Below are 21,290 nucleotides of genomic sequence, written 5' to 3'. Positions count from 1 at the left end.
CGTGTACATCACGAACACGGGCAAGAAGTACCACCGCGACGGTTGCTCCTCTTTGAGCAAGAGCAAGATTCCGAAGACGCGGTCGGAGGCCGAGGCCATGGGGTTGGAACCCTGCAAGAATTGCAGGCCTTAGAAAACGAGCCGTGAAAGGAAGGGGCGCAGTTCAGTCGGGGCGCCCCTTCCTGTGTCAAATCACCCGTCCCCTTGACACACCCTTGGCGCCCTTTCCCCATGAGGCCCTGAGAAAAGCGAACGCCCGGCAGGCACGGGGCTTGCCGGGCGTTCGCGAGCAAACGGTCGCCGACCTCTTACGCCGGCCTGATCACCAGCTCCCTGATCAGGCTGTCGTCGAGGCTGCACGAGCCGTCGGTGCAGTTCTCGATCTGGGCGAGGGCGTGGATGATGGTGCCGTTGTAATCGGCGTAGAAGTTCACCGTGCGCTCGTTCACCACGCGCGGGTCCAGCATGCCGAAGCCTCCGAACATGAACTTGTTGTGGTAGTACATCTCGATGGCGTTGCGGCCGAACAGAAACGAGTTCTGGCGCTTCACCACGGAGGGGCAGTAGTCGAACAGCCGGCACTCCTCGGCGAAGCAGGCGGCCAGCGCCTCGTGATCTTTGCTCTGCATCGCGGAAACGAAATCGTTGATGACCATGGTCGCCTCCTAGTAGACTTTCTCGGAATTGAGCAGGGCGTCGGTGCCGCCGTCCACGAACAGGACCACGCCGTTGATACCGCTGGCTTCGGGGCTGGCGATGAACGCCATGGCGTTCGCGATCTCGACGGGATCCATGAGCGGTTCCTCGCCGAAATGGGTGGGCACGGGGATGGCCTCCATGGCCGCGCGCTGCTCGGGCAGCATGTTGGCCGTCATGGCCGTGCGCACGTTGCCGGGTGCGATGGCGTTCAGGCGCACGCCGCGCGAACCCCAGTCGGGGCTCATGCGGCGAACCCAACGCGCCAGGGCGTACTTGGTGGACGCGTAGTATACGTGACCGATGGCCGGGTCGACGTCCTTCACCAGCTCGAGGATGCGATCCTCGTCGGCGTGGTTGTTCAGCATGCCGGCCACGTCCATGCGCGCCGCACCCTGGGCGATGGAGTTGGACGACGTTACCACGCAGCTGCCGCCCTTCTTCTCCAAAAGGTCGAACACGCCGCGCGCCATCTCGGTGGCGCCGAAGTAGTTGAGCGAGATGATCAGCGAGATGGGCACCTTGCCGCCCGACACGCCCGCGTTGCAGATCATGGCGTCGATGCCTTCGGGGAAGCGCTCGTGCAGCTCGGCGATAGCCCCCGCGCGCCCTTCCTTCGTGGCCAGGTTGGCGTTGATGTCGCCGCCGTTGAGGTCGATGTTCACCACTTCATGGCCGCGTTCGCGCAGGATTTCGGCCGTCTTGGCGCCGATGCCGCTGGTGGCGCCGGTGATGACGTAGATGCCCATGAGCCGTCCTTTCATGCAGATCTTACCGATGCTCATTCATTAGTACAGCGGCAATCATAGCATCCGGTGCGCGGTGCTCGGCGATTTCGAGGTTAGCGGTAGACGAGCCGTCATGCATGGCGCGGTCCTTCGGTGGGCGGTGCACAAGGGGCCGAAGCGGTCAGGCGCGAACGCGCTTTCCGCGGTCGGCCGTCGCATGCGCGTGCGGAATCCGGTCGAGCACCGCTTGCGCGACGGTGCCGGTGGCGAACCCCGCCGCGATGCCCGCCACCAGCAGAACGGGGAGGTAGAACGCGATCTCGGGCGTGCCGGTGACCGCGACGGCCACGGCGATCTGCCCGATGTTGTGCGCGACCGCCGCCGCCATGGCGGCGAGGCGCACGCGATTCGGCGACGAGAAGCGGACGAACGCCAACGTCACCGCCAGCGCGCAGGCGCCGCCCACGATGCTGAACGGCAGCGTCGCCAGCTGGCCTGTCAAGAAGGCCGCCAGCACGATGCGCACGCCCAGAACCACGGCCGCATCGACGGGGCCCAGCCAGAACGCGGCCGCCACGGTCACGACGTTCGCGATGCCCAGCTTCATGCCCGGCACGGGCATCGGGACGGGGATGAGCGATTCGAGCGCAGCCAGCGCGCACGCGAGCGCCGCCATCAGGGCGCAGCGGCAGACGCGCAGGGTGGAAGGGGCGGCGATGCTAGCGCGCCACGGCATCGAGGCCATCGCCATCGCCTCCTTCCCGCGCGACGGTGACGGTCAGCCCGTGGGGCACGCAGGCTATGGGCGTGGCAGGACCGTCGATCCAACCCGTGTGCACGCACACCTCGTCGGGGCAGTCGGCTTCGGCCACGCGGATGCGGCCCGGCTCCACGGCCACCATGTTCACGCCGCGCTCGTCTTCGAGGCGCAGCGTGTAAGGGTTCTTCACGGCATCGAGGTCGATGGTCTCGATCGCGACGCCGTCGCGGGCGATGGTAGCGACGGCATGGCCGCTCGGGTTGGCGGCACCCGCGGCGTGCGCGACGGCGAACCCGCCCACGGCCACAGCCACGACGACGGCCGCGAACAGCAGCTCCGCTTTGCTCGCGCGGCGTTTCATGAGCGCACCACCTGGGCGTTGGTTCCGGCGGCCGGAGTGTACGCATCGGCGATGCCGTCGGTGACGAACGTGCGACCGTCGGAGGCGATCAGCACGAGGTCGAACGCCGCATCGCCGTCCGCCGCGGCCGCGCGCCACAGGTTGAGGGCGCCGTCGAGCCCCAGCACGAAGCAGGCGGTGGACAGCGCGTCGCATTGCGCGCCGTCCGCGCCGACGACGCTTGCGGAGGCCAGGTCGGACGCGGCAGGATAGCCGGTGGAGGGGTCGAGCAAGTGGTGGTAACGCGTTCCGTCTTTGCCTTCGAAGTATCGTTGGTAGGCGCCCGAGGTAGACACCGTGGCGTCGCGCACCTCGAGCAGGCCCGCCAGCTTCCCGGGGTCGTCCGGGTCGGCGACGCCCACCTTCCAGGGCGAGCCGTCGGGCTTGGAGCCGAGGGCCGTCACGTTGCCGCCGAGGTCGAACAGCGCCGAGGTTATGTCGCGCTCGCGCAGCAGGGCGCGCAGCTCGTCGGCTGCGAAGCCCTTCGCCACGCCGCCCACGTCGATCTGCGCGCCGTCTTCCAACGTGACGGTGCCAGCCGCTTCGTCCACCTGCACGGCGGCGTAGCCCACGCGCGGCAGCAGCGCGGCCACCTCGTCGGGGGAGGGCACCCGATGGTCGCCGGTCGTGAAGCCCCAGGCGCTCGTCAGCGGGTACACCGTGGGGTCGAAGGCGCCGCCCGTGCGATGCGCCGCGTCGAGCGACGCGGCGACGAGCGCGGCCGTCGCCGGCGAGACGGCCGTCGACGCGCCGCTTGCGGCGTTGATCCGGGCTATCTCGCTGGTCGCGTTCTCGGGGGCCAGCAGCTCGTCCAGTTCGAGGACGCGCTGCCGGCAGGCGTTTGCCGCGTCGTCAGCGACGGCTTGGCTGACGACGTGCACGGTGAGGGTCATGCCGGTGTCCATAGCCGTGAAGGAGCTGGTGGCCGTTGCGGTCGGGACGTCCGCCCCGTCGGGCTCGCCGCCCGCGCATCCGACGGGGCCGACGGCCAGCGCGGCGCCCAGCGCGCACGCGAGCAGCGCAGCAAACGCTCGTCCGGTCCAAGAACGACGGGACGAGCGGGTGGTTCGGTTCTGTCGCGCGAAACGCTTCACCATGGCATCACTGGAACACCAGTTTGCTGATGGCATGGGTCGGGCACACTTCGATGCACGTTCCGCAGCCGATGCACGTGTCCGTGTCGATGCGCGCGAGGTTGTTCTCCACGGTGATCGACTGGGTGGGGCAGGTTTTCGCGCACTTCTGGCAGCCGATGCAGCCCACGCTGCACACCTTGCGCGTTTTCGCGCCTGCCATGGTGTTCTTGCACGTCACTACGGAGGCGGTTGGCGACGAGGCCTGGTCGACCATCGAGATGATGCCGCGCGGGCATATCTTCGCGCACGTGCCGCAGCCGGTGCAGGCTGCCGTGTCGATGCGCGCCACGCCGTTCTCCACGACTATGGCGTCGAACGGGCACGCTTCGGCGCAGTCGCCGTAGCCGAGGCAGCCGAACGGGCACGACAAGCTGCTGTACGACAGCGTGCTAAACACGCGGCAGCTGGGAACGCCCTTGAACACGAGCTGCGGGTCGATATGGTCGAGCGAGCCTTGGCAGGCCACGAACGCTTCGCGCTGCACCACGCCCGTGGACTCCACGCCCAGGTACGCGGCCAGCGCCTGCGCGACGCGGTCGCCGCCGGTGGTGCAGGCGTTGGGCGGCGCGCCGTTCATCATGGCCTTCGCGTACTGCTCGCAACCGGGGTGGCCGCAGGCACCGCAGTTGACGCCCGGCAGGATGCTCATGAGGTAGGTGAGGCGCTCGTCCTCGCCGATGGCCAGCTTGCGCGAGACGATCAGCAGCAGCACCGACCCTACGAGGCCGACGGCGGCCATGAGCACAACGGTCCAAACGACAGTGTCCATTCGTCCCCCTTCCTACAGCACGCCGAACAGGTTGTCGGCCACGCCCGCGAAGCACATGAAGCTCAAGGACACCAGGGCCGCGGAGATCAACGTGATGGGCATGCCCTTGAACGCCTTGGGCGGCTCGGCCTCGTCCACGCGCCGGCGCACGCCGCTGAACAGCACCATCGCCAGCAGGAAGCCCAGACCGGCGCCCAGCGCGGCCACGAGCGCTTCCGGATAGTTGTAGCCTTCGTCCACGGCGAGGATGGTCACGCCCAGCACCGCGCAGTTCGTGGTGATCAGCGGCAGGTACACGCCCAGCGCCTCGTGCAGCGCGGGAAGAAAGTAGCGGATGACGATTTCCAGCATTTGCACGAGCACGGCGATGACCAGGATGAACGCGATAGTTTGAAGGTAGCCCAGCCCCAGCGCGTTCAGCAGCTGCTGCAAGGGCCACGTGACGGCGGTGGCAAGCACCATGACCACGGTCACCGCGCAGCCCATGCCCGCGGCCGAGTCAAGCTTTTTCGACACGCCGAGGAACGGGCAGATGCCCAGGAACTTCACCAGCACGTAGTTGTTGACCAGGATCATGCTGAATAGGATTGCGGCGTACTCGGCCATTATGCCTCACGCTCCTTCAGGTCGCACATCTGACACGACGCGCACACGTCTTCCTGCGATGCGATGGCCTCGTCTTCCGGCTCTCCCGCGCGCCGCTTGCGGCGCATCTCGAAGACCACCGAGATGGCGATCAGCACGCCCAGCACGGCGAAGCCGCCCGGGGGCATGATGAACACGGTCATGGGCTCGACGATGCCGAGGAGGATAGGGAAGCCCAGCAGGGTGCCCGCGCCCAAGAGCTCGCGGATGGCCGACATGAGGACGAGCGTGAGGGTGAAGCCCGCGCCCATGCCGAGGCCGTCGAGCGCCGCGTCCTTCACCGGGTGCTTCGAGGCGAACACCTCGGCGCGGCCCAGCACGATGCAGTTCACCACGATAAGCGGCAGGTAGATGCCCAGCGCCTGATTGAGGTCGGGCAGGTACGCCTCGACGACCATCATGACGATGGTCACGAACCCGGCGATGACCGTGATGAAGGCGGGCAGGCGCATGGTGGTGGGAATGATGTTGCGCAGAAGCGACACCACGATGCCGGAGCAGACGAGCACGAACGTGGTGGCCACGCCCATGCCGATGCCGTTCGTGACGGCCGTGGTCACGGCGAGAGTGGGGCACAGGCCCAGCATCTGGCGCAGCGTGGGGTTCTCGATGAGCAGGCCCTTGCTGAACACGGAAAGCGCCGAGGGCTTTTGGTCGATGGCTGCCATTATGCTGCTCCCTTCTCCGTCGAGGTTGCGGCGGCGGCAGGCGCCTCGCCGGCAGCGGATCGATAGGCTTCGATGGCCTCGTTCACGGCGGCCAAGGCTGCTTTGGACGAGATGGTGGCGCCCGTGACGGCATCGATGTCGTCGATGGTCAGGGGCTCGGCGGTGCGGCCGAGGAACTGGTCGGTGAAATCGGGCAGCTGCACCTTCGTGCCCAGCCCGGGCGTCTCGGTGTTGTCCATGCCGATGACGTTCGTGATGGTGCCCTCGTCGTCGAAGGCCACGGCCATGGGAACCTGGCTGGAGTATCCCTTCGACTGCGCGATGACGGCGTAGCCCAAATCGTCGGTCGCCTCCATGCACGCGGTCACGCCGGGCACGTCGCAGGGCAGCGCCTCGAAGTCGGTCGCCTCGGGGATGAGCGCGTTGTAGGTCGCCCAGGCGCGCGCCTCGCGGTTCGCCGTGATGGTGGGCAACGTGAGGTTGTCGACCGAGCCCAGCAGGAATCCTACGATGGCGCAGATCAGCACGAGGACGACGGCTGGCTTCACCAGGCTGTTCCAGAGGGTTGGAGCGGGCGCGGCGGGAGTGTCGGGTGCGTTCGCCATCATTCGCCTCCTTCTTTCTTCGCGCGGGCAAAGCGGCGCTTCTTCTCGCCGCCCAACGGCGTGGTTGCCGTGAGCGAGTCGATGTACGGCACCACGAGGTTCATGAGCAGGATGGAGTACGCCGCGCCCTCGTTCATGTTCCCCCAGAAGCGGATGAGGCACGTGATAAGCCCAAGGCCCACGGCGAAGATCACCTGGCCTTTGAACGTGGTGGGCGAGGTCGTGTAGTCGGTCGCCATGAATACGGCGCACAGCAGCAGTCCGCCTGAGAACACCTGGGTGGCCACGTCGTGGCCGGTGAGCAGGCTGCACACGATGACGGTGCCCACGTACACGCCCGGGATGGTGAACGTGACGGTGCGCGTGACCAGAAGCCAGGCGAAGCCCAGCAGGATGGCGATGCCGCACGTCTCGCCCAGCACGCCGGGGTGCACGCCGAACAGGAGGTCCATGAACGGCAGCTGCGCGGCGCCCGGGGCCAGCGGCGTGGCGGAGCTCACGGCATCGACGCCGGTTGCGCCGGGGAGGAAACCCTGGGGCGCGGCGTAGTTCGTCATGGCCGCGGTGAACGACACCGACAGCACGATGCGGGCCACGATGGCCGGGTTCGCGAAGTTGCGCCCGATGCCGCCGAACAGTTCCTTCACCACGACGATGGCCACGAACGAGCCGATCACCGCCATGTACAGCGGGATGGTGGAGGGTAGGTTGAAGGCCAGCAGCAAGCCCGTGACCACGGCGGACAGGTCGCCTGCCGTCTGGGGGGTCTTGCGCAGCAGGCACCATAGGTACTCGAACAGCACGCAGGCCGCCGTGGTCACGGCGGTAACCAGCAGCGCCCGCCAGCCGAATATCACGAACGAGGCGATCAGCGTGGGCACGAGCGCTATCACCACGTTCAGCATGACCTTCTGCGTGGTGATGCCGTCGAACACGTGCGGCGGCGTCGAGAGGACAAGCGGTCGTTTCGTCGTATGTTCCATCTAGCCCCTCCTTGCCATCTCGGCGCGCATGAAGTCGCGCGCAAGTTTGCTTGTCTGGGCGAGCGGCTGTTTGGCTGGACAGACGAACGAGCAGGTGCCGCAGCCCATGCACAGATCTGCCATGAGGTCGTCGAGCTTCTTCGCGTCCTGGACCGTGTACGCCTTCTTGATGGCGATGGGCGACAGCTGCATGGGACACGAGTTCGTGCAGCGACCGCAGCGGATGCATGCGGTGGTGGCGGGCTGTTCCATGGCGTCTTTGCTGAACACGAGCACGCCGTTGTTCTGGCGGATGACCGGGTAGTCCATATCGATCTGGGCGTTGCCCATCATGGGTCCTCCCAGCACCACCTTGTGCGGCTCCTTCGTCAGCCCGGCGAATTCCATGACGTCGCGCAGGCGCGTGCCGATGATGATGTTCGCGTTGCAAGGGCGAGCGATGGCGTCGCCTGAAACGGTGAAGCGTCTTTTGACGAGGGGCATCCCTGTTTTCAGGAAGCGTCCGATGGAGGCCATGGTGGTCACGTTGTTCAACATGACGCCCACGTCGGTCTGGCGCTTTCCGCGCGGGACGACGCGTCCCGTGGCATTGTGCACGAGCACGTTCTCGGCTCCCTGCGGGTAGCGGCTGGGCAGCGCCTTCACCTGGATGGACGAATCGTCCTTCGTGAGCTCGCGCATGAGCTCGATGGCCTTGGGCTTGTTGCTCTCGATGCAGATCATCGCGTTCGGAATGCCGAGGTGCCTGCATGTCTCGCGAATGCCGAACAGCACGTCGTCGGGGCTCTCCATCATCTCGCGGTAGTCGGTGGACAGGTACGGCTCGCATTCCGTGGCGTTCACCACGTAGAGGTCGATCTCCTCGAGGTTGGGCGGCGCCAGCTTGATATCGGTGGGGAAGCCCGCGCCGCCCAGGCCCACCAGACCGCTTTTCTTTATTGCCGCGAGGAACGACGCCTGGTCGGTCACCTCGGGGGGTGCCACCGTGTCCGCGACGGTCTGGGCGCCGTCGGATTCGATGATCACCGTCGTGTCGGTTTTGCCGGTCGAATAGAAGACGGGCTGTATGGCCTTCACGGTGCCCGACACGCCGCTGAAGATGTCGGCGGACAGACCCCGCGGCGCGTGCCCGACGAGGCTGCCCACGTCCACGTGGTCCCCTTTCTTCACGACGGGTTCGCACAGCGCTCCGATATGCTGCTGCATGGGCAGCACGATTTCGCTTGGGACGGGCATGTCGATGGTTTCCAGTTCCGCCGTGTCCTTGCGATGGGGCACGACGGCGCCTCGCGTGCGTCGGAATCGCGACAATAGGGCGGTGGCGTTCATGGGCGTTCACTCCCCTCGAAGGGCGTTGGCTGGCGCGGTTGGCCGGTGCGCGGATAGGACTGAGCCTCACCTGGCCGTTTGCGGGCAAGGCGAAGCGCTCAACTCGTTGCGTTATGAGATGCTGGTCATCCTACGTGAGCCGCACGTCCGATTCCAGGAATCGTCGGTGAAGGGAAACCACGTCGCTCGCCAAAGGCGCGTGCGCCGATTCTCGCGTGCGCAATTCGCCGGTGGACGGTGCCGCTCACGATGGCGCGGCATGCGTCCGGGGATCGATGCCTTCCATGCTGCGCCGGTCGCCCGCCCCTCTTTGGCCGCTCTCTCTAAAAATAGAGAACATAAGTTCTTAAATTCCCGATCAAAGCATGCTGCAGTGTGATATACTGCGTCTATTCGCCCCTGAAGCTAGGAGGATGCCCATGGCGGCTTGGCACGAGCTGTTTCCCCTCGATCGCGAGCCGACGATGGAAGACATCGCCGGCTATATCGACCATCCCCTGTGGGACGCGTTCACCGCGTTCATCGACGAAAGCTACGGCGCGAAACCGCGCATCGAGTACAGCCGGTGCGGCGGCGCTCCGGGTTGGAACGTGAAGTACAAGGCGCGCGGCCGCGCGCTGTGCACGGTATATCCGCGCGACGGTTTCTTCATCTGCATGGTGTCGGTGGGCTCGAAGGAGAAGGATGAGGCCGAGGCGCTGCTCGCGACGGCCGACCCGTACGTGCGCGCCCTGTACGAGCGCTCGGCCGACAGCAGCATGGGCCGCTGGCTCATGATCGAAATAACCAGCGAGGGCATATTGCGCGACGCCGAGGCGCTCATGCTCTTGCGCGCCGCGCCGAAAGGAGCGCGCTCATGATGCGAGACCCCGAACAGACCATCGGCAACCTCATCGACCGCCAGAACACTTCGTTCGTCGGCTCGGTGGACGAGGACGGCTACCCCGAGATCAAGGCCATGCTGCCGCCGCGCAAGCGCGAGGGCATCCGCACGTTCTACTTCACGTCGAACACCCCGTCCATGCGGGCCGCGCATTACCGCGCTCATCCGCAGGCGTGCATCTACTTCGTCGACCGGCGGTTCTTCCGCGGCGTCATGCTCAAGGGCACGATGGAAGTGCTCGAAGACGCGTGGGCCAAGGAGCTGATATGGCTCGACGGCGACGAAACGTACTATCCGCTGGGGGTGACCGATCCCGACTACTGCGTGCTGCGCTTCACGGCCGAGCGAGGCCGCTACTACCAGAACTTCAGCTCCGAGGATTTCGCCGTGCCGGTTGCGTGACCTGCCAGCTGGGTGCCGCGAGAGCTACCGGCGGTTCTGCTCGCGGTAGCGCGCGAGCGCCGCGTCGTAGCTGCCGGCCGTCTTTTTGAAGTAGATGCCGTACCCGACGGCGGCAAGGGCGAAGATGGCGAGGAAGGTGATGAAGAACGACGCGACCACCTCGATTTCATGGGGGAACCAATTGCCGAACCAACCGCAGGCGAACAACATGCCCGCGCTGGTGACGGCGAACCCGGTGAGTCGCAGCGGATAGGCCAGCTTTTTGAGGATGAGGCCGCTGAACCAGAAGCCCTGCAAGAAAGAGAAGCCGATGCAGGCGACGAGCAGGGTGAGCGTGATGGTGAGCCCTTGCGTGTCTGCGCCCGAGAGGCCGGCGTAGTAGTAGGCCGTCGGCAGGCTCAGCGTCATGAAGATGGTGAACATGACGCAGGTGCCAAGAACGAATTGCTTGAGAAACGGTTTCATGGGATGCTCCTTTGCAGAGGTGGGCGGGGTTCGTTAGAGGTCGAGCTTGCGCTTGATGGTGGGCGCGTATTGGCGCGAGACCATCACCGATTCGCCGTTGTCCAGCAGCAGCTGCAGCCGCGCGTTGAGGGCGGGGCGGATGGCGACCACGTGGTCGAAGTTCGCCAGCAGCTGCTTCGATGCGCGTACGAATTCGGTGCCGGCCAGCTTGTCCTCCAGCTCGTACAGCCGAAGCGGCGTCTGATACACGGCGTCCTCGGTGTACAGGAACGTGCGGCCGTCCACCGTCTCGGCGTAGCAGACGTCGTCGATGTCGAGCCGATAGGTAGCTCCGTCGCGCTCGCCGGCGAGCTTGCGGTCGAAGGCATTCAGCCCGGCGACGATGCGCTGCACACGCTCGTCGATGCGCGGGCACGCCAGCGTGACCTCGATATCGGCGAGCCGGGGGTTCTCGGTGATGGTGACGTTCATGGATGTGCCTAACGTTGGGGCGGTCAGATGGTTGGCCAACGCCGTCAGTATGCCGAAAGCGCTGCTCGCGCACAAGGCCGTCCGACGTGTGTTGCATGGACGCGCTCCCCAGTTGCACCGGCGGGCGCTCTCTTGGTATGATGCCCGTGCGAAGGTAAAAACACGGTCCGGCTGGTAGTCCGGACGCGAAGCCGCCGCCGCGCTCGCTCGCATCGTCGGCTTCGTCAGTAACCTGCCTCCTTGGTTGTCCGTCCTTCGCGCAGCAACCACATACAAGGAGGTTCAACCATGCAGGTCATCACCTCGATCACGCTGACCGTGCTTCATGACGGCCAATTCTGGGTCGGTATCTTCGAGCATGCGGACGAGGGCCGCTATGGCGCGTGCCGCGTCGTGTTCGGCGCCGTCGAGCCTGCCGACGTCGAGCTGTTGGAGTTCGTCGTGCGCCGGTGGGCGACGCTTTCGTTCGACATGGCGGCCGACCCGTCCGACGCGAAGGATGCCGTGCTCTCCCATGCGAACCCGAAGCGTCGTCAGCGCGAGGCGCGCAAGCTCGTGGAGCGAGCCGGCGTCGGCACGAAAGCCCAGCAGGCCATGAGCGTCAGTTACGAGGCGCGCAAAATCGAATCCAGAGCCTTGGCCCGCGAGGCTCGCCAAGCGCAAGCCGAGCGTCGATTCGCTCTCAGGCGGCAGAAACGAAAGCAGAAGCATCGCGGAAAGTAGAGGCCTGGAATCCTCATTCTCCCTTGATGCTCTGCGTGGCGTGCCGCTTCCCGCGCTGCGACGCGAGAGGTCATGCGAAGGGACGCGCGCTGGCGGTCGTTTTGCGTCCTTACCCGTATATATCAGGGGAAATATCTTTCATGCACGGTATACTCAAAGCAAACGCCCCAAGAGGGCGCGGCAAAAAGGAGGATGACATGCAGCCACCCTCGACACTGCTTCTCTCCACCGGGGAGTTTGCTCGGATGTGCAACGTCAGCAAGGAACTGCTCATCCATTACGACAAGGTCGGTTTGTTGAAGCCGAAGGTAATCGGCAAGAACGGTTACCGCTACTATTCGCTCAAGCAGCTGTACCTTATGGACGCCATTCGGTTCTTCCTCGATACGGGCATGTCCATGAAAGAGGTGAAGACCTATCTCGATAACCGTACCACCGACCTCTTCCTCGAGGCCACGCAGGCGGGCATCGAGAAGATGAAGAAGCAGCGCGATGTGTTGGACGCGCGCATCGGGATGATCGAGAAGATGCGCTACATCACCCAGCGCGCTTTGCTGTTCCCGAAGGATAAACCGAGACTGTCGTTCTGGGACGAAACGTGGCTCATCACGACCGACGTAAAGCCTGAGCGCACGCAGCAGGCGTTCGCCCAGGCCGTGAGCGAGCATGCCGAGTTTTGCAAATCGTCTGCCGGCGTGACGAAGTTTCCCCTGGGTCGTATCGTGCACTTTCCTTGTTCCGATCACCCTGAAGACTTCGTCTACACGAAGCTCATCACCTGGATCTCGCCCCCTTCCCACCCCGCGCTTCTGGAGGGTCGTCTGGCGTGCAAACCGCGGGGCAATTACGCGGTCATTCTTCATAGGGGCGGCACGAGCACGGTTGCGCGATCCTATGCCAAGCTGCTGGACTACGTCAAAGAAGAGGGTCTCGATCTCGTGGGGCCGGTGTACGAGTTCGATATGAACTCGTATCTCATGTCCGACTCTGCGGACGACTACCTGTTGCATATCTCGGTGCTTGTCGATATGTAAGCCGCCCGACGCGAAACCGCCCGCGATCCGTTCGACGGATCGCGGGCGGTCCTTCGTGCGCGAGCGGGCCTTCTAGGCGCTCATGCGCTTCGTCTCTTGGATGAGTTCGTGCACCACGGAAGGCTCGGACAGCGTGGAGATGTCGCACAGATCCTCCGTCTCCTGCGCGGCGATTTTACGCAGGATGCGTCTCATGATTTTACCGCTGCGCGTTTTCGGCAGCGCGTTGGCGAAATGGATGACATCGGGCGTGGCGATGGGCCCGATGCTCTCCCGTACGTGCACGAACAGACGGTCGCGCAGGTCGGCGTCGATGACCGTTCCCTCTTTGACGGTGATGTAGGCATAGATGCCCTCGCCCTTCACCGGATGCGGGTACCCTACGACGGCTGCTTCTGCGACCTGCGAGTACGAGACGAGCGCGCTTTCAACTTCGGCCGTGCCGATGCGGTGGCCCGACACGTTCATCACGTCGTCGATGCGACCCGTGATCCAGAAGTAGCCATCCTCGTCTCGATAGGCGCCATCGCCCGTGAGGTAGTAGCCGGGGGTGGGGAAGTACACGTCTTTGTGAGCCTTCGCGTTGCCGTACACGCCCAGCATCATGCCCGGCCATGGCCTCGTCAGCACGAGACTGCCGCGCTCGCCGGCATCGGCCTCGGCTCCGTCCGCTCCGATGACCCTCGGTTCTATGCCGAAGAACGGTAGCGCCGCCGATCCTGGCTTCATGTCCACTGCGCCGGGTATCGAGGTGATCATGATGCCGCCCGTCTCGGTTTGCCACCACGTGTCGACGATGGGGCACATGCCGTGACCGACGGTGGAGTAGTACCACATCCAAGCCTTCGAGGTGATGGGCTCGCCTACCGAGCCGAGCAGCCGCAAGGTCGAGATGTCGTGCTCGTTCACCCAGCGGTCGCCGTCTTTCATCATGGAGCGCACTGCGGTCGGGGCCGTGTACAGGATGTTGACGCCGAACTTCTCAACGATCTCCCAGAAACGGTCGGGCTTGGGGAAGTTGGGCACGCCTTCGAACATGAGCGACGTCGTCCCGTTCGACAGCGGCCCGTACACGAGGTAGGAATGACCGGTGATCCAGCCGGCGTCGGCCGTGCACCAGAAAATGTCATGTTCCTTGAGGTCGAACACGTACTTCGAGGTGAGGGTGGCGTAAAGCAGATAGCCGCCGGTGCCATGCAGGATGCCCTTCGGTTTCGCCGTGCTGCCGCTCGTGTAGAGGATGAACAGGGGATCGTTCGCTTCCATCCGCTCCGGCTCGCATTGGGGCGCCTCGGGAGCAAGCACGTCGTCCCACCAGAAATCGCGCCCCGCCTTCATGGCCGTGCGTTTCTCGATGCGGCGTACGACGACGCAGCTCTCGACCTGGGGGCACATGTCAAGGGCTTTATCGCAGATTTCCTTGAGTCTCAGGATCTTGCCCGAACGGTATCCGTAGTTTGACGTGATGACCACCGTGGCACCCGAGTCGACGATGCGATCCTTCAGCGATTCGGCGCTCAGGCCGCTGAACACCACGCAGTGGATAGCGCCGATGCGAGCGCACGCCAGCATGCTGATCGCGAGTTGGGGGACCATGGGCATGTACAGCACCACGCGATCGCCCTTTCGCACGCCGAGGCGGCGGAGCATGTTCGCCGCCTTGCACACCTCGCGATGCAGACGCTGGTAAGTGTAGACGTCCACCTCTTCGGTGGGCTCGCCCTGCCAGATGAGCGCGGCTTTGTTCCTGCGCGGCCCGTTCAGGTGGCGATCGATGCAGTTGCAAGATGCGTTAAGCTCCCCGCCGCGGAAGTAGCGCACGAACGGCTCATCCGAGTCGAAATCGTATTCCTCGACGGCATCCCACGGTTTGAACCAGTCAAGGTGCTCGGTGGCCATATCGGCCCAAAAAGCCTCAGGATCGGCGATGGAGCGGCTGTACATGGCGTCGTAGTCCTGTCGGCTTTTGATGAGGGCGTTGTAGCTGAATTCGGGCGAGGGCTCGATGGACGTTTCGTTTTGGAGCATTTGTCTGATGAAGGCGTTGCGGGTGTTGCGGTTCATTGAGGACTCCCTTCTGCGCGGACGCGAGAAATCGAAAAGGATCAGGCCACCATCGGGTAGTGGTCGGGGGCGCAGGCGCCGATGCTCGACAGCAGGTCGGGACGGCGATGCGCGAGGTGGGCACAAGCGTCTTCGAGCAATACGGTCTCGTGGATGCTCGTGCAGGAGTACAGAGCCTCGCACAGCGCGCCTACCGAGGTGACGTCGCAGTGGGAAGGCCAATCGTAATCGCTCATGTCCATGAGCGCGACTGCGAAGGCGATGAGGCTCTTCTCGCTCAAACAGGCGACGAGGCGCTGCGCGTCGCGAACGTCGAGGGGCGTGCGATCGCATAGCTCGTCGATGCGGTGCAGCGCGTTTCTCCTGACGAAGCTGGGACCGTTGCCGGCGGCGATGGCAAGCAGGAGGTCGATGTCGTCGATGGAAGATACGGCTACGATCTTGGCTACGCGGCTCACGTCGACGTTCGAGAGAAAGGCCATAAGCTCGGGGTCGCGCATCTCGCTCAGCGCCGCGCGCAGAGCCTCGCCGCGGAGTTTCCCGATGGAAACGGCCTTCCGGGCGCTGACTGCGTCGAGCAGTTCGTTCGAGGTCCAGAGTTTCCGTACGCTCATCTCTTTGTTCGCTACCTTCATTGTCGTCCTCCTCTTCGTTCGATGGGAATGGGGATCGGATTCGCGCGGTGACGTACGGCCATCATGGGGGCTGTAACGATTACAGGGTCAACGAGCGCGCGGCGACTATGCCCGCGATTGGCGGGTTCTCGGCTGCGAACGGCGATTTACATGCTTAGAACAGGCTCGTCTGCGCTCCCATAGGTTGGGAGGGCTTGTAGGCGGCGATGATGTCGGACATGCACCAAAGCAGACCGTGCTGCTTGCACAGCGAGCGGAAGAGGGCGCGGTTCTCGGTTGCGCGGGGGCTGTTGCAGAAGTATCGGTCGCCGAATGCCGCGCGATAGCGCTCGGGCAGCGTGGGATCCACGGCTGCGATGCGGTCGAGGAAGTGGTCGCGCTGGCGGTCGCGCATGGTGACGCCCGTCATATGGTAGACGAACCGCGCGCCAGCCGCTGCCGCGCCTTCCACCACGCCGCGCACCGTGGCATCGTCGTCCGTCGCAAACGGCAGCGTCGGCGTGAATAGCACGCCGCAGAACACCCCGGCGTCCGCCAGCTCGGCCAGCGCGGCGAAGCGCTCGCTAGGCGAGGGCGCGTGCGGTTCGATGATGCGCGCCAGCTGGTCGTCGGCCGTGGTGACGGTGATCTTCGCGATGGCCCCGCCCGCCGCTCCGATGGCGCTCAGCACGTCGATGTCGCGCGTGATAAGCGTGCTCTTCGTGTCCACCGACACGCCGAAGCCGAATTCCTCGATCAGCTCCAACGCACCGCGCGTCACGCGCAGAGTGCGCTCGAACGGGTTGTACGTGTCGGACATGGCGCCGACGCCCACGATGCCTCGCACGCGGCGGCTGCGCAGTTCGCGCTGCAGGATGGCCAATGCGTCGAACTTGACGCTCACCTGGTCGAAGTCGTCGATGCGGTAGCATTCGCTTCTGCTGTCGCAGTAGATGCAGCCGTGGCAGCAGCCGCGGTACAGGTTCATGTTGTAGTCGATGCCGAACCATTCGTTGCCGTCGTAGCGCACTTTCTGGAGGATCGAGCGCGCGCGGACGACGGGGCAGGGCGCGGCGGCAGAGGCCGCGTCGCTCATGCGGACGCGGGCTTCACGGGATGGCGGATCACCGTCTTGAGGTTCTCCGGCTTGGTGCGGCGCGGATCGCCCAGGTAGATCTCGTGGTGCAGGCGCACTGCGGGCACGCCTCCGTGCGCATCGAGCGCGTCCAGCATGGCCTCGCTGCTCGCTGGGTTCGCGATGTCGTCGACCATCCTGGACGCGGTGACGAACTCCTCCATCTGCGCGATGGTGGCGGGCTCGTCGTCGTACGGTCCCTTGTGCATGATCTGCGCGCACGGTCCTTCGGCGAACCGCACGAGGCGGGCTCGCCGCAGATCGAGCTCGGGCTTCTTCGCCGCGACCTGCTCGGCGGTCCAGGCGAACACTTCGGGCGTGACGAAGTCGGGCTGGCGGATGAGCGAGATCCAAGAGAGCGCGTCCTTTTCCAAAATGCGCTGCCCGTCGAACGCTTCGTCGCTTGTCCACCACAGGCCTTCAAGCGGAGGCACCGTGTAGTCGAAGTAGCCGTCGGGCTGCCAGGCGCCCATCTTCGACATCTTGATGGTGTACGAGAAGGCGTACAGCAGGCCCATCGCACCGGCGTACGAGCCGTTTTCCTCGTTCGGGTTGCCCGTGCCGGCCACCGCGATGAAGCTCATGGGCGGCACGTCGATGAGCTCGGGCTTGGTCTTCGGCAGGTAGAGGTCCTTGTACTCTTTCTTGAAATCGAACGCCATGCTTCCTCCTTCAGTTCCCGTCGGCTTGCTCGGCGATCTCGCGCTGCAGCTTCTTCGTGAGCTTGCCGAGCACGAGGCTGTACGAGTGATCGCACAGGTCGCGCAGCAGCTCGTCGGGCACATCGCCGATCCAGTCGTGTCCCATCGGGGCTCCTCGTCGGTTTAAGGTCTCGAGCCAGTATGACAGGTGCGGCGGTCCCGCGCACGCGAGACCGCCTCCGCGACGGGCGCGTTTACCTGAGCGCTACGAACACGTCGATGTCGGCGCAGGACATGTCCTCGCCGGGCAGGTACGCCTCGAAGTCCACGGTGAACGCGCGCTGCGCCCCCAGCTCCTCGTCGGCCCAGATCTCCTCCCAGGCTTTCTGGACGCTGGTCACGCAGTCGCCGCCGCGGATAGCGATCTTCGCGTAGCGGCCTGCGGCGATGGTCTGCGCCTCCATGCCCTCGGGCGCCTCGGCGGGCGTCTCGCAGCCCACGAGCAGCTCGTAGCTCATGTCGCTCATGTCGTAGCCGTAGTACAGCGCGAAGCAGCCGTAGGGCACGACGCGCACCTCGGAGATGGTGCGATCAAGGCCCTCGCCCATGAAGCGCTGCCACAGCTGGCCGATGACGGCCGTTTCCTCGGGCGAGTTGTTGGACGCGCGGACGGTGGGACCGACGATGGTGCGTGCGGGAAGCTCGACGATTTCGTAGTGCATGGTTTCGTGTCCTTTCGTTGGATATGCTGACTAGGACACGATACCGAACAGAACCGGACAGGGCATGTCCGGTTTTACGAGAAAGATGCCGTGCGCGCTCGTCGGGCAGGGGCCTTGCCAATGCGGTCGTTTTCTGCCAGGTCGTCGCACGCCTCTGACCGGGTAATAGGCGATATGCAACCTGGTCAGAGGTGCGGTAAAAAACGACGATACTGGTAACGTGGCCGTCCGGCCGCTTCTCGATGTGCGATCCGCGTTGCGGCTCGATGACGCTTCTTCAAGCGGCGCCCACTTGTGCTATCCTGTTCCGCTGCGAAGCAACCGATCGAGCGAAATGCGGGCCCATGGAATTCAGAACGCTGCACCTGGAAGACAAAGCCGCCATCAACGACATCCTCCTGCCCCTTGGCCGCAACGACTCCGCGCTCGGGTTCGCCAACCTCTACTCGCTTACCGAGAAGTACGGAACGCAGATCGCGCTCGAGGACGGCGTGCTCTACGTGCGCCAGCTCGATCGCATCCCCGGCGCCGTCGCGTACTATCCGCCGCTGGGCACGCTCGACATCGCCGACGACGTGCGCACGCTCATGCGCGAGGCGCAAGCCGAAGGTCGCAGGCTGCACCTCGTGGGCCTGTCGCCGAAGGAGAAGGAGCAGCTCGAGGCCGACCTGCCGGGTGCCTTCGAATTCTCTTCCGACCGCAACTTCGCCGACTACCTCTACCTTACGAAGACTATCGCGGCTTACGAGGGCCCGGGCCTGGCGAAGAAGCGCCGAGAGACGAACAAGTTCTTCCAGCTGTACGGCAGCGAGGCGTCCTTCGAGCCCATCGCCCTCGACCATATGGACGAGCTGCGCGCCTACCAGCAGGTTTGGTTCGAGACGAGCCGCCGTCGCGGCACCGACGAGCACCCCCTCGAGCTGGAGCATCGAAAGATCCTGCTCGACATGAACCACTTCGAGGAGCTCGACCTCGAAGGCATCCTCTTGCGCATCGGCGGCACCGTCGAAGGCTACGCATACGGCAGCGTGCTGCCCGGCGGCGCGTTCGACGTTATGGTGCTCAAGGGCAACCTCGACTTCCGTTTCGTGTGGCGCGCCCTTCTGCGCGAGCTCGCGCGCTACTGCGTCGACAAGGCGACCTACCTCAACCTGGAAGAGGATCTCGGCCTGCCCGGCCTGCGCGAGAACAAGCTGAGCTACCAGCCCTGCGCCCTCATGGAAAAGTACCAAGGCCGCTTGCTCTAGCGCTGCCGCAGCAGAAGAATTGCGCAAGGTCGGTGAATCGTCGCGCGACCGTTGAGTCGCCGTGAGGGCGCCGTCGCCCGATGCTGATTCCTCGCCGGCTTTTCGGACGGGCTCGTTGTCGGAACTTCTTCGTCGAGGCAGTTCGCTAGAGGGGGAGGAGGGATATTCCGCCTGACGTCGCATGGCGTCTCTACAGTCGAGCGCCCCGGTTTCGGCCGGGGCGCTCGACTGTAGCAGGAACGAGGGGAGCTATTTGAGGATGCGTCGTGTGGCGAGCGCGGCGCCTGCGATCGCGGCGATGCCGGCTGCTCCAAGCGCCACGCCGAGCGGCGCGTTCGTGGTGCCGTCGCCCGTCTGGCTGAGCTTCGAGGTTTTTGCGGCTGTTTCGTTGCCGTTCTTCTCGTCTCCGTCGGCCTTGGGCAGGTTGACGGGCTCCTGCGCAGGGGCGGTTGGCTCTTCAAGGGAGGGCTTGCTGCTGTTCGCCACTTCTTTCGTCGGCTCTTGCAGACCTGATCCCGGCGTCGTTTCCGGGCTTTCGGGCGGCGTCGTGCTCTCCGGAGGCTTTGTTTCCTCGGGCGGCGTCGTTTCGGATCCAGCGGGAGGCGTCGTGTTCTCGGGGTTCGACGGCGATGCAGGCGGAGTTGGAGCCGCGCTGTCTCCGTCCGGCTTCGGGGTTTCGTCGGGATCGGCCTGTCCGGCGCCGTCGTTCGCGGGCGGGGCGGGTTCGTTCGGAGCGCTCGGCGGGTTCCCTTCGGGCGCTGCCGGCGGGTTCACCTCGGGTGGCAGGACGCTCTCGGGCGGTTTCGTCTCGCCCGAAGGCGCATCTCCGCTGCCTTCCTCGGGAGGGGTGTTCCCGACCGGCGGAACCGCAGGGGAATCCGCCGCAGGGGGCTCTTCCTCGACAGGAGGCACGGTGGGCTTCTCGGGAAGCAGGCTCAGGCACAGCTCCTTTTCCTGTTTGTACCTGTTCGTCCAGCCTTCGTGGTACTGCGGCTGGCCGTGGTAGAACTCGGCCACGTGCGCTATCACGTAATCGCACAGCGTGGTGACGAACTGTTCGTCGGTCATGTCGTTCGTCAGCCCGGCGCCGGGGTAGTTGTAGCTGTTGTAATATGTTCCGTTCACGTAGCCGTCGGACCAACCGCCCACGAATTTGTGCCATCCCGACGTGCCGAACAGGTTCGCCAGGCCCCAGCAAAGGCCTTTGACGCTGTCGGCGCGATTCGAGATGTCGATGCCGCGGCTTGCGAGGTACGTTTCAGCGGGGACGTAGTAGTTGTCGTATGCGAAGGTGTCCTGCAGTGCCGAGAACTCCGCGGGGTCGGCGGCGTATGCCGCATGCCAGGATTCGTTCAATTGCTGGCCGATGTCGGTCAGCCGATCCGCGTTCCCGTCGTACAGGTCTCCCGAAATGTTCGCGCTAGGAACCCAGGAGAACATCCGGTACTTGACCGGGTCGAAATTGTAGCAATAGGAAATAAAGCTTTTGAGCGAGTATCGGTTGTCGAATTGATAGTAGCCCATTGCATGGTAGCCATCGCCCCATGAGAGCCCCTGGTCGTAGTTCTGGTTGCTCTCGAATCGGGCGAAGTACTTCATCTCGTTCGAGAGGCTGCGCAGCTGCGTGGTGGCTGCCAGCGGGACGGCCAGCGTCCGTGCGATTGGCGCGACGGGGTTGTCGGAGTAGAAGTCGGCTTTATCGTAGCCATCGGGCTTGGCGGCCGCGCCCGAAGGGGCGGAGTCGGCGCCGCCGGCCGTTCCTCTAGCGGAATCGGCGGCGTTGGCGGACGCATCGTCTTCTGGGGCTTCGTCCGCAAAGGCCGCGCCCGGCAGCAGGCCGCACGCGAGGGAGAGCGAAACACCCAAGGCGAGCGCCTTCGGCGTAGTGGATTGTCCCATGAGGACCTCCTAGTTCTGCAAGTATGCTGCGTTTCAAGTGCGTTCGTAGTGTGTTTGCGCGCCCGCGGGCGCGTTGAAACTTAAGTCTCGCACGCGATTGCGGGCGGAGCCAAGTCCCGATAGCCCGTTTCCACAGCTCCCTGACAAACAAAACAAACTTCAGCAGGGAGGTGAGCCTGATGATGAAGATCATCGTTTCGCCAAGTCAGCGACTTTTTTGCGGGGCTTTCCAGCTCGGAATTCGTCGAAGGGGTCTTGAACCGGCAAAGCT

25 protein-coding genes are annotated in these 21,290 nt (G+C 64.6%); 5 read left to right on the top strand and 20 right to left on the bottom strand.

Annotated features, from left to right (window positions below; all coding sequences use genetic code 11):
• Positions 1 to 308 precede the first annotated feature (308 nt).
• From HMPREF1023_RS11410 to rsxC, 11 genes are all read right to left on the bottom strand, one after another.
• Positions 309 to 656: a hypothetical protein gene (locus HMPREF1023_RS11410; RefSeq protein WP_009306475.1), complete on the bottom strand. Its 348-nt coding sequence runs from the start codon at positions 654 to 656 to the stop codon at positions 309 to 311.
• Between the two features lie 9 nt (positions 657 to 665).
• Positions 666 to 1,445 (bottom strand): SDR family oxidoreductase, encoded by a 780-nt coding sequence (locus HMPREF1023_RS11405; protein ID WP_009306474.1) that lies wholly within the window; start codon positions 1,443 to 1,445, stop codon positions 666 to 668.
• A gap of 160 nt (positions 1,446 to 1,605) precedes the next feature.
• A complete protein-coding gene (locus HMPREF1023_RS11400; protein ID WP_009607810.1) occupies positions 1,606 to 2,169 on the bottom strand; it encodes a Gx transporter family protein in 564 nt (187 codons plus the stop codon).
• Positions 2,144 to 2,545 carry a NusG domain II-containing protein gene (locus tag HMPREF1023_RS11395; protein ID WP_009306472.1) on the bottom strand — a complete coding sequence of 134 codons (402 nt, stop codon included), beginning with the start codon at positions 2,543 to 2,545 and terminating at the stop codon, positions 2,144 to 2,146. Before HMPREF1023_RS11395 ends, HMPREF1023_RS11400 begins: the two co-directional genes overlap by 26 nt.
• Positions 2,542 to 3,714: an FAD:protein FMN transferase gene (locus HMPREF1023_RS11390; RefSeq protein ID WP_232228716.1), complete on the bottom strand. Its 1,173-nt coding sequence runs from the start codon at positions 3,712 to 3,714 to the stop codon at positions 2,542 to 2,544. The genes HMPREF1023_RS11395 and HMPREF1023_RS11390 overlap by 4 nt, the downstream gene beginning before the upstream one ends.
• A complete protein-coding gene (locus tag HMPREF1023_RS11385) occupies positions 3,686 to 4,489 on the bottom strand; it encodes an RnfABCDGE type electron transport complex subunit B (RefSeq protein ID WP_009306470.1) in 804 nt (267 codons plus the stop codon). Before HMPREF1023_RS11385 ends, HMPREF1023_RS11390 begins: the two co-directional genes overlap by 29 nt.
• Before the next feature lie 12 nt (positions 4,490 to 4,501).
• Positions 4,502 to 5,095 carry an electron transport complex protein RnfA gene (locus HMPREF1023_RS11380; protein ID WP_009306469.1) on the bottom strand — a complete coding sequence of 198 codons (594 nt, stop codon included), beginning with the start codon at positions 5,093 to 5,095 and terminating at the stop codon, positions 4,502 to 4,504.
• Positions 5,095 to 5,802, bottom strand: coding sequence for an electron transport complex subunit RsxE (rsxE, locus tag HMPREF1023_RS11375; RefSeq protein WP_009306468.1), 708 nt, complete (start codon positions 5,800 to 5,802; stop codon positions 5,095 to 5,097). The genes HMPREF1023_RS11380 and rsxE overlap by 1 nt, the downstream gene beginning before the upstream one ends.
• Entirely contained in the window at positions 5,802 to 6,410 is a 609-nt protein-coding gene (locus HMPREF1023_RS11370) for an FMN-binding protein (protein WP_227111404.1), read from the bottom strand. The genes rsxE and HMPREF1023_RS11370 overlap by 1 nt, the downstream gene beginning before the upstream one ends.
• Positions 6,407 to 7,390 carry an RnfABCDGE type electron transport complex subunit D gene (locus HMPREF1023_RS11365; protein ID WP_009306466.1) on the bottom strand — a complete coding sequence of 328 codons (984 nt, stop codon included), beginning with the start codon at positions 7,388 to 7,390 and terminating at the stop codon, positions 6,407 to 6,409. Before HMPREF1023_RS11365 ends, HMPREF1023_RS11370 begins: the two co-directional genes overlap by 4 nt.
• Entirely contained in the window at positions 7,391 to 8,668 is a 1,278-nt protein-coding gene (gene rsxC, locus HMPREF1023_RS11360) for an electron transport complex subunit RsxC (protein WP_231566125.1), read from the bottom strand.
• Positions 8,669 to 9,138: 470 nt separating this feature from the next.
• Between rsxC and HMPREF1023_RS11355 the strand changes: the two genes are divergently transcribed.
• A complete protein-coding gene (locus HMPREF1023_RS11355; RefSeq protein ID WP_009306464.1) occupies positions 9,139 to 9,579 on the top strand; it encodes a DUF3788 domain-containing protein in 441 nt (146 codons plus the stop codon).
• Complete coding sequence (locus HMPREF1023_RS11350) at positions 9,576 to 10,004, top strand: pyridoxamine 5'-phosphate oxidase family protein (RefSeq protein ID WP_009306463.1); 429 nt, start codon at positions 9,576 to 9,578, stop codon at positions 10,002 to 10,004. The genes HMPREF1023_RS11355 and HMPREF1023_RS11350 overlap by 4 nt, the downstream gene beginning before the upstream one ends.
• Before the next feature lie 24 nt (positions 10,005 to 10,028).
• Here the strand turns inward: HMPREF1023_RS11350 and HMPREF1023_RS11345 are convergent, their stop codons facing one another.
• Both HMPREF1023_RS11345 and HMPREF1023_RS11340 read right to left on the bottom strand, forming a co-directional pair.
• Entirely contained in the window at positions 10,029 to 10,469 is a 441-nt protein-coding gene (locus HMPREF1023_RS11345) for a DUF3021 family protein (protein ID WP_009306462.1), read from the bottom strand.
• A gap of 33 nt (positions 10,470 to 10,502) precedes the next feature.
• The gene (locus HMPREF1023_RS11340; RefSeq protein WP_009306461.1) at positions 10,503 to 10,940 is read right to left on the bottom strand and encodes a LytTR family DNA-binding domain-containing protein; all 438 of its coding nucleotides are present in this window, start codon (positions 10,938 to 10,940) and stop codon (positions 10,503 to 10,505) included.
• 288 nt (positions 10,941 to 11,228) lie between these two features.
• Between HMPREF1023_RS11340 and HMPREF1023_RS11335 the strand changes: the two genes are divergently transcribed.
• Together HMPREF1023_RS11335 and HMPREF1023_RS11330 are read left to right on the top strand one after the other, a co-directional pair.
• Positions 11,229 to 11,663, top strand: coding sequence for a YjdF family protein (locus HMPREF1023_RS11335; protein ID WP_009306460.1), 435 nt, complete (start codon positions 11,229 to 11,231; stop codon positions 11,661 to 11,663).
• Positions 11,664 to 11,860: 197 nt separating this feature from the next.
• A complete protein-coding gene (locus HMPREF1023_RS11330; protein ID WP_050784838.1) occupies positions 11,861 to 12,697 on the top strand; it encodes a MerR family transcriptional regulator in 837 nt (278 codons plus the stop codon).
• 72 nt (positions 12,698 to 12,769) lie between these two features.
• Here the strand turns inward: HMPREF1023_RS11330 and acs are convergent, their stop codons facing one another.
• From acs to HMPREF1023_RS11305, 6 genes are all read right to left on the bottom strand, one after another.
• Positions 12,770 to 14,761, bottom strand: coding sequence for an acetate--CoA ligase (gene acs, locus HMPREF1023_RS11325; protein WP_009306458.1), 1,992 nt, complete (start codon positions 14,759 to 14,761; stop codon positions 12,770 to 12,772).
• Positions 14,762 to 14,802: 41 nt separating this feature from the next.
• Complete coding sequence (locus tag HMPREF1023_RS11320; protein ID WP_009306457.1) at positions 14,803 to 15,396, bottom strand: hypothetical protein; 594 nt, start codon at positions 15,394 to 15,396, stop codon at positions 14,803 to 14,805.
• A gap of 154 nt (positions 15,397 to 15,550) precedes the next feature.
• A complete protein-coding gene (locus HMPREF1023_RS11315) occupies positions 15,551 to 16,471 on the bottom strand; it encodes a radical SAM protein (protein WP_009306456.1) in 921 nt (306 codons plus the stop codon).
• Positions 16,468 to 17,172 carry a GyrI-like domain-containing protein gene (locus HMPREF1023_RS11310; RefSeq protein ID WP_009306455.1) on the bottom strand — a complete coding sequence of 235 codons (705 nt, stop codon included), beginning with the start codon at positions 17,170 to 17,172 and terminating at the stop codon, positions 16,468 to 16,470. The genes HMPREF1023_RS11315 and HMPREF1023_RS11310 overlap by 4 nt, the downstream gene beginning before the upstream one ends.
• A gap of 10 nt (positions 17,173 to 17,182) precedes the next feature.
• Positions 17,183 to 17,317 (bottom strand): hypothetical protein, encoded by a 135-nt coding sequence (locus tag HMPREF1023_RS16110; protein WP_021409797.1) that lies wholly within the window; start codon positions 17,315 to 17,317, stop codon positions 17,183 to 17,185.
• An 88-nt stretch (positions 17,318 to 17,405) separates the two neighbouring features.
• Entirely contained in the window at positions 17,406 to 17,873 is a 468-nt protein-coding gene (locus tag HMPREF1023_RS11305) for a GyrI-like domain-containing protein (RefSeq protein WP_009306454.1), read from the bottom strand.
• 344 nt (positions 17,874 to 18,217) lie between these two features.
• Here HMPREF1023_RS11305 and HMPREF1023_RS11300 point away from each other — a divergent pair, with 344 nt between their 5' ends.
• Positions 18,218 to 19,120 carry a DUF2156 domain-containing protein gene (locus HMPREF1023_RS11300; RefSeq protein WP_009306453.1) on the top strand — a complete coding sequence of 301 codons (903 nt, stop codon included), beginning with the start codon at positions 18,218 to 18,220 and terminating at the stop codon, positions 19,118 to 19,120.
• 249 nt (positions 19,121 to 19,369) lie between these two features.
• Here the strand turns inward: HMPREF1023_RS11300 and HMPREF1023_RS11295 are convergent, their stop codons facing one another.
• The gene (locus HMPREF1023_RS11295) at positions 19,370 to 21,019 is read right to left on the bottom strand and encodes a hypothetical protein (protein WP_009306452.1); all 1,650 of its coding nucleotides are present in this window, start codon (positions 21,017 to 21,019) and stop codon (positions 19,370 to 19,372) included.
• Positions 21,020 to 21,290 lie beyond the last annotated feature (271 nt).

The sequence above is a fragment of the Eggerthella sp. 1_3_56FAA genome, assembly GCF_000185625.1.
Classification (GTDB): Bacteria; Actinomycetota; Coriobacteriia; order Coriobacteriales; family Eggerthellaceae; genus Eggerthella; species Eggerthella lenta.
Note: the sequence above shows the minus strand (reverse complement) of the source record. Positions and strands in the feature narration are given on the sequence as shown.

Bases quoted from the DNA above. Each gene is read 5' to 3' on its own strand.
- HMPREF1023_RS11410 (WP_009306475.1), bottom strand. From the start codon at position 656: ATGGTCATCAACGATTTCGTTTCCGCGATGCAGAGCAAAGATCACGAG.
- HMPREF1023_RS11405 (WP_009306474.1), bottom strand. From the start codon at position 1,445: ATGGGCATCTACGTCATCACCGGCGCCACCAGCGGCATCGGCGCCAAG.
- HMPREF1023_RS11400 (WP_009607810.1), bottom strand. From the start codon at position 2,169: ATGGCCTCGATGCCGTGGCGCGCTAGCATCGCCGCCCCTTCCACCCTG.
- HMPREF1023_RS11395 (WP_009306472.1), bottom strand. From the start codon at position 2,545: ATGAAACGCCGCGCGAGCAAAGCGGAGCTGCTGTTCGCGGCCGTCGTC.
- HMPREF1023_RS11390 (WP_232228716.1), bottom strand. From the start codon at position 3,714: ATGCCATCAGCAAACTGGTGTTCCAGTGATGCCATGGTGAAGCGTTTC.
- HMPREF1023_RS11385 (WP_009306470.1), bottom strand. From the start codon at position 4,489: ATGGACACTGTCGTTTGGACCGTTGTGCTCATGGCCGCCGTCGGCCTC.
- HMPREF1023_RS11380 (WP_009306469.1), bottom strand. From the start codon at position 5,095: ATGGCCGAGTACGCCGCAATCCTATTCAGCATGATCCTGGTCAACAAC.
- rsxE (WP_009306468.1), bottom strand. From the start codon at position 5,802: ATGGCAGCCATCGACCAAAAGCCCTCGGCGCTTTCCGTGTTCAGCAAG.
- HMPREF1023_RS11370 (WP_227111404.1), bottom strand. From the start codon at position 6,410: ATGATGGCGAACGCACCCGACACTCCCGCCGCGCCCGCTCCAACCCTC.
- HMPREF1023_RS11365 (WP_009306466.1), bottom strand. From the start codon at position 7,390: ATGGAACATACGACGAAACGACCGCTTGTCCTCTCGACGCCGCCGCAC.
- HMPREF1023_RS11355 (WP_009306464.1), top strand. From the start codon at position 9,139: ATGGCGGCTTGGCACGAGCTGTTTCCCCTCGATCGCGAGCCGACGATG.
- HMPREF1023_RS11350 (WP_009306463.1), top strand. From the start codon at position 9,576: ATGATGCGAGACCCCGAACAGACCATCGGCAACCTCATCGACCGCCAG.
- HMPREF1023_RS11345 (WP_009306462.1), bottom strand. From the start codon at position 10,469: ATGAAACCGTTTCTCAAGCAATTCGTTCTTGGCACCTGCGTCATGTTC.
- HMPREF1023_RS11340 (WP_009306461.1), bottom strand. From the start codon at position 10,940: ATGAACGTCACCATCACCGAGAACCCCCGGCTCGCCGATATCGAGGTC.
- HMPREF1023_RS11335 (WP_009306460.1), top strand. From the start codon at position 11,229: ATGCAGGTCATCACCTCGATCACGCTGACCGTGCTTCATGACGGCCAA.
- HMPREF1023_RS11330 (WP_050784838.1), top strand. From the start codon at position 11,861: ATGCAGCCACCCTCGACACTGCTTCTCTCCACCGGGGAGTTTGCTCGG.
- acs (WP_009306458.1), bottom strand. From the start codon at position 14,761: ATGAACCGCAACACCCGCAACGCCTTCATCAGACAAATGCTCCAAAAC.
- HMPREF1023_RS11320 (WP_009306457.1), bottom strand. From the start codon at position 15,396: ATGAAGGTAGCGAACAAAGAGATGAGCGTACGGAAACTCTGGACCTCG.
- HMPREF1023_RS11315 (WP_009306456.1), bottom strand. From the start codon at position 16,471: ATGAGCGACGCGGCCTCTGCCGCCGCGCCCTGCCCCGTCGTCCGCGCG.
- HMPREF1023_RS11310 (WP_009306455.1), bottom strand. From the start codon at position 17,172: ATGGCGTTCGATTTCAAGAAAGAGTACAAGGACCTCTACCTGCCGAAG.
- HMPREF1023_RS16110 (WP_021409797.1), bottom strand. From the start codon at position 17,317: ATGGGACACGACTGGATCGGCGATGTGCCCGACGAGCTGCTGCGCGAC.
- HMPREF1023_RS11305 (WP_009306454.1), bottom strand. From the start codon at position 17,873: ATGCACTACGAAATCGTCGAGCTTCCCGCACGCACCATCGTCGGTCCC.
- HMPREF1023_RS11300 (WP_009306453.1), top strand. From the start codon at position 18,218: ATGGAATTCAGAACGCTGCACCTGGAAGACAAAGCCGCCATCAACGAC.
- HMPREF1023_RS11295 (WP_009306452.1), bottom strand. From the start codon at position 21,019: ATGGGACAATCCACTACGCCGAAGGCGCTCGCCTTGGGTGTTTCGCTC.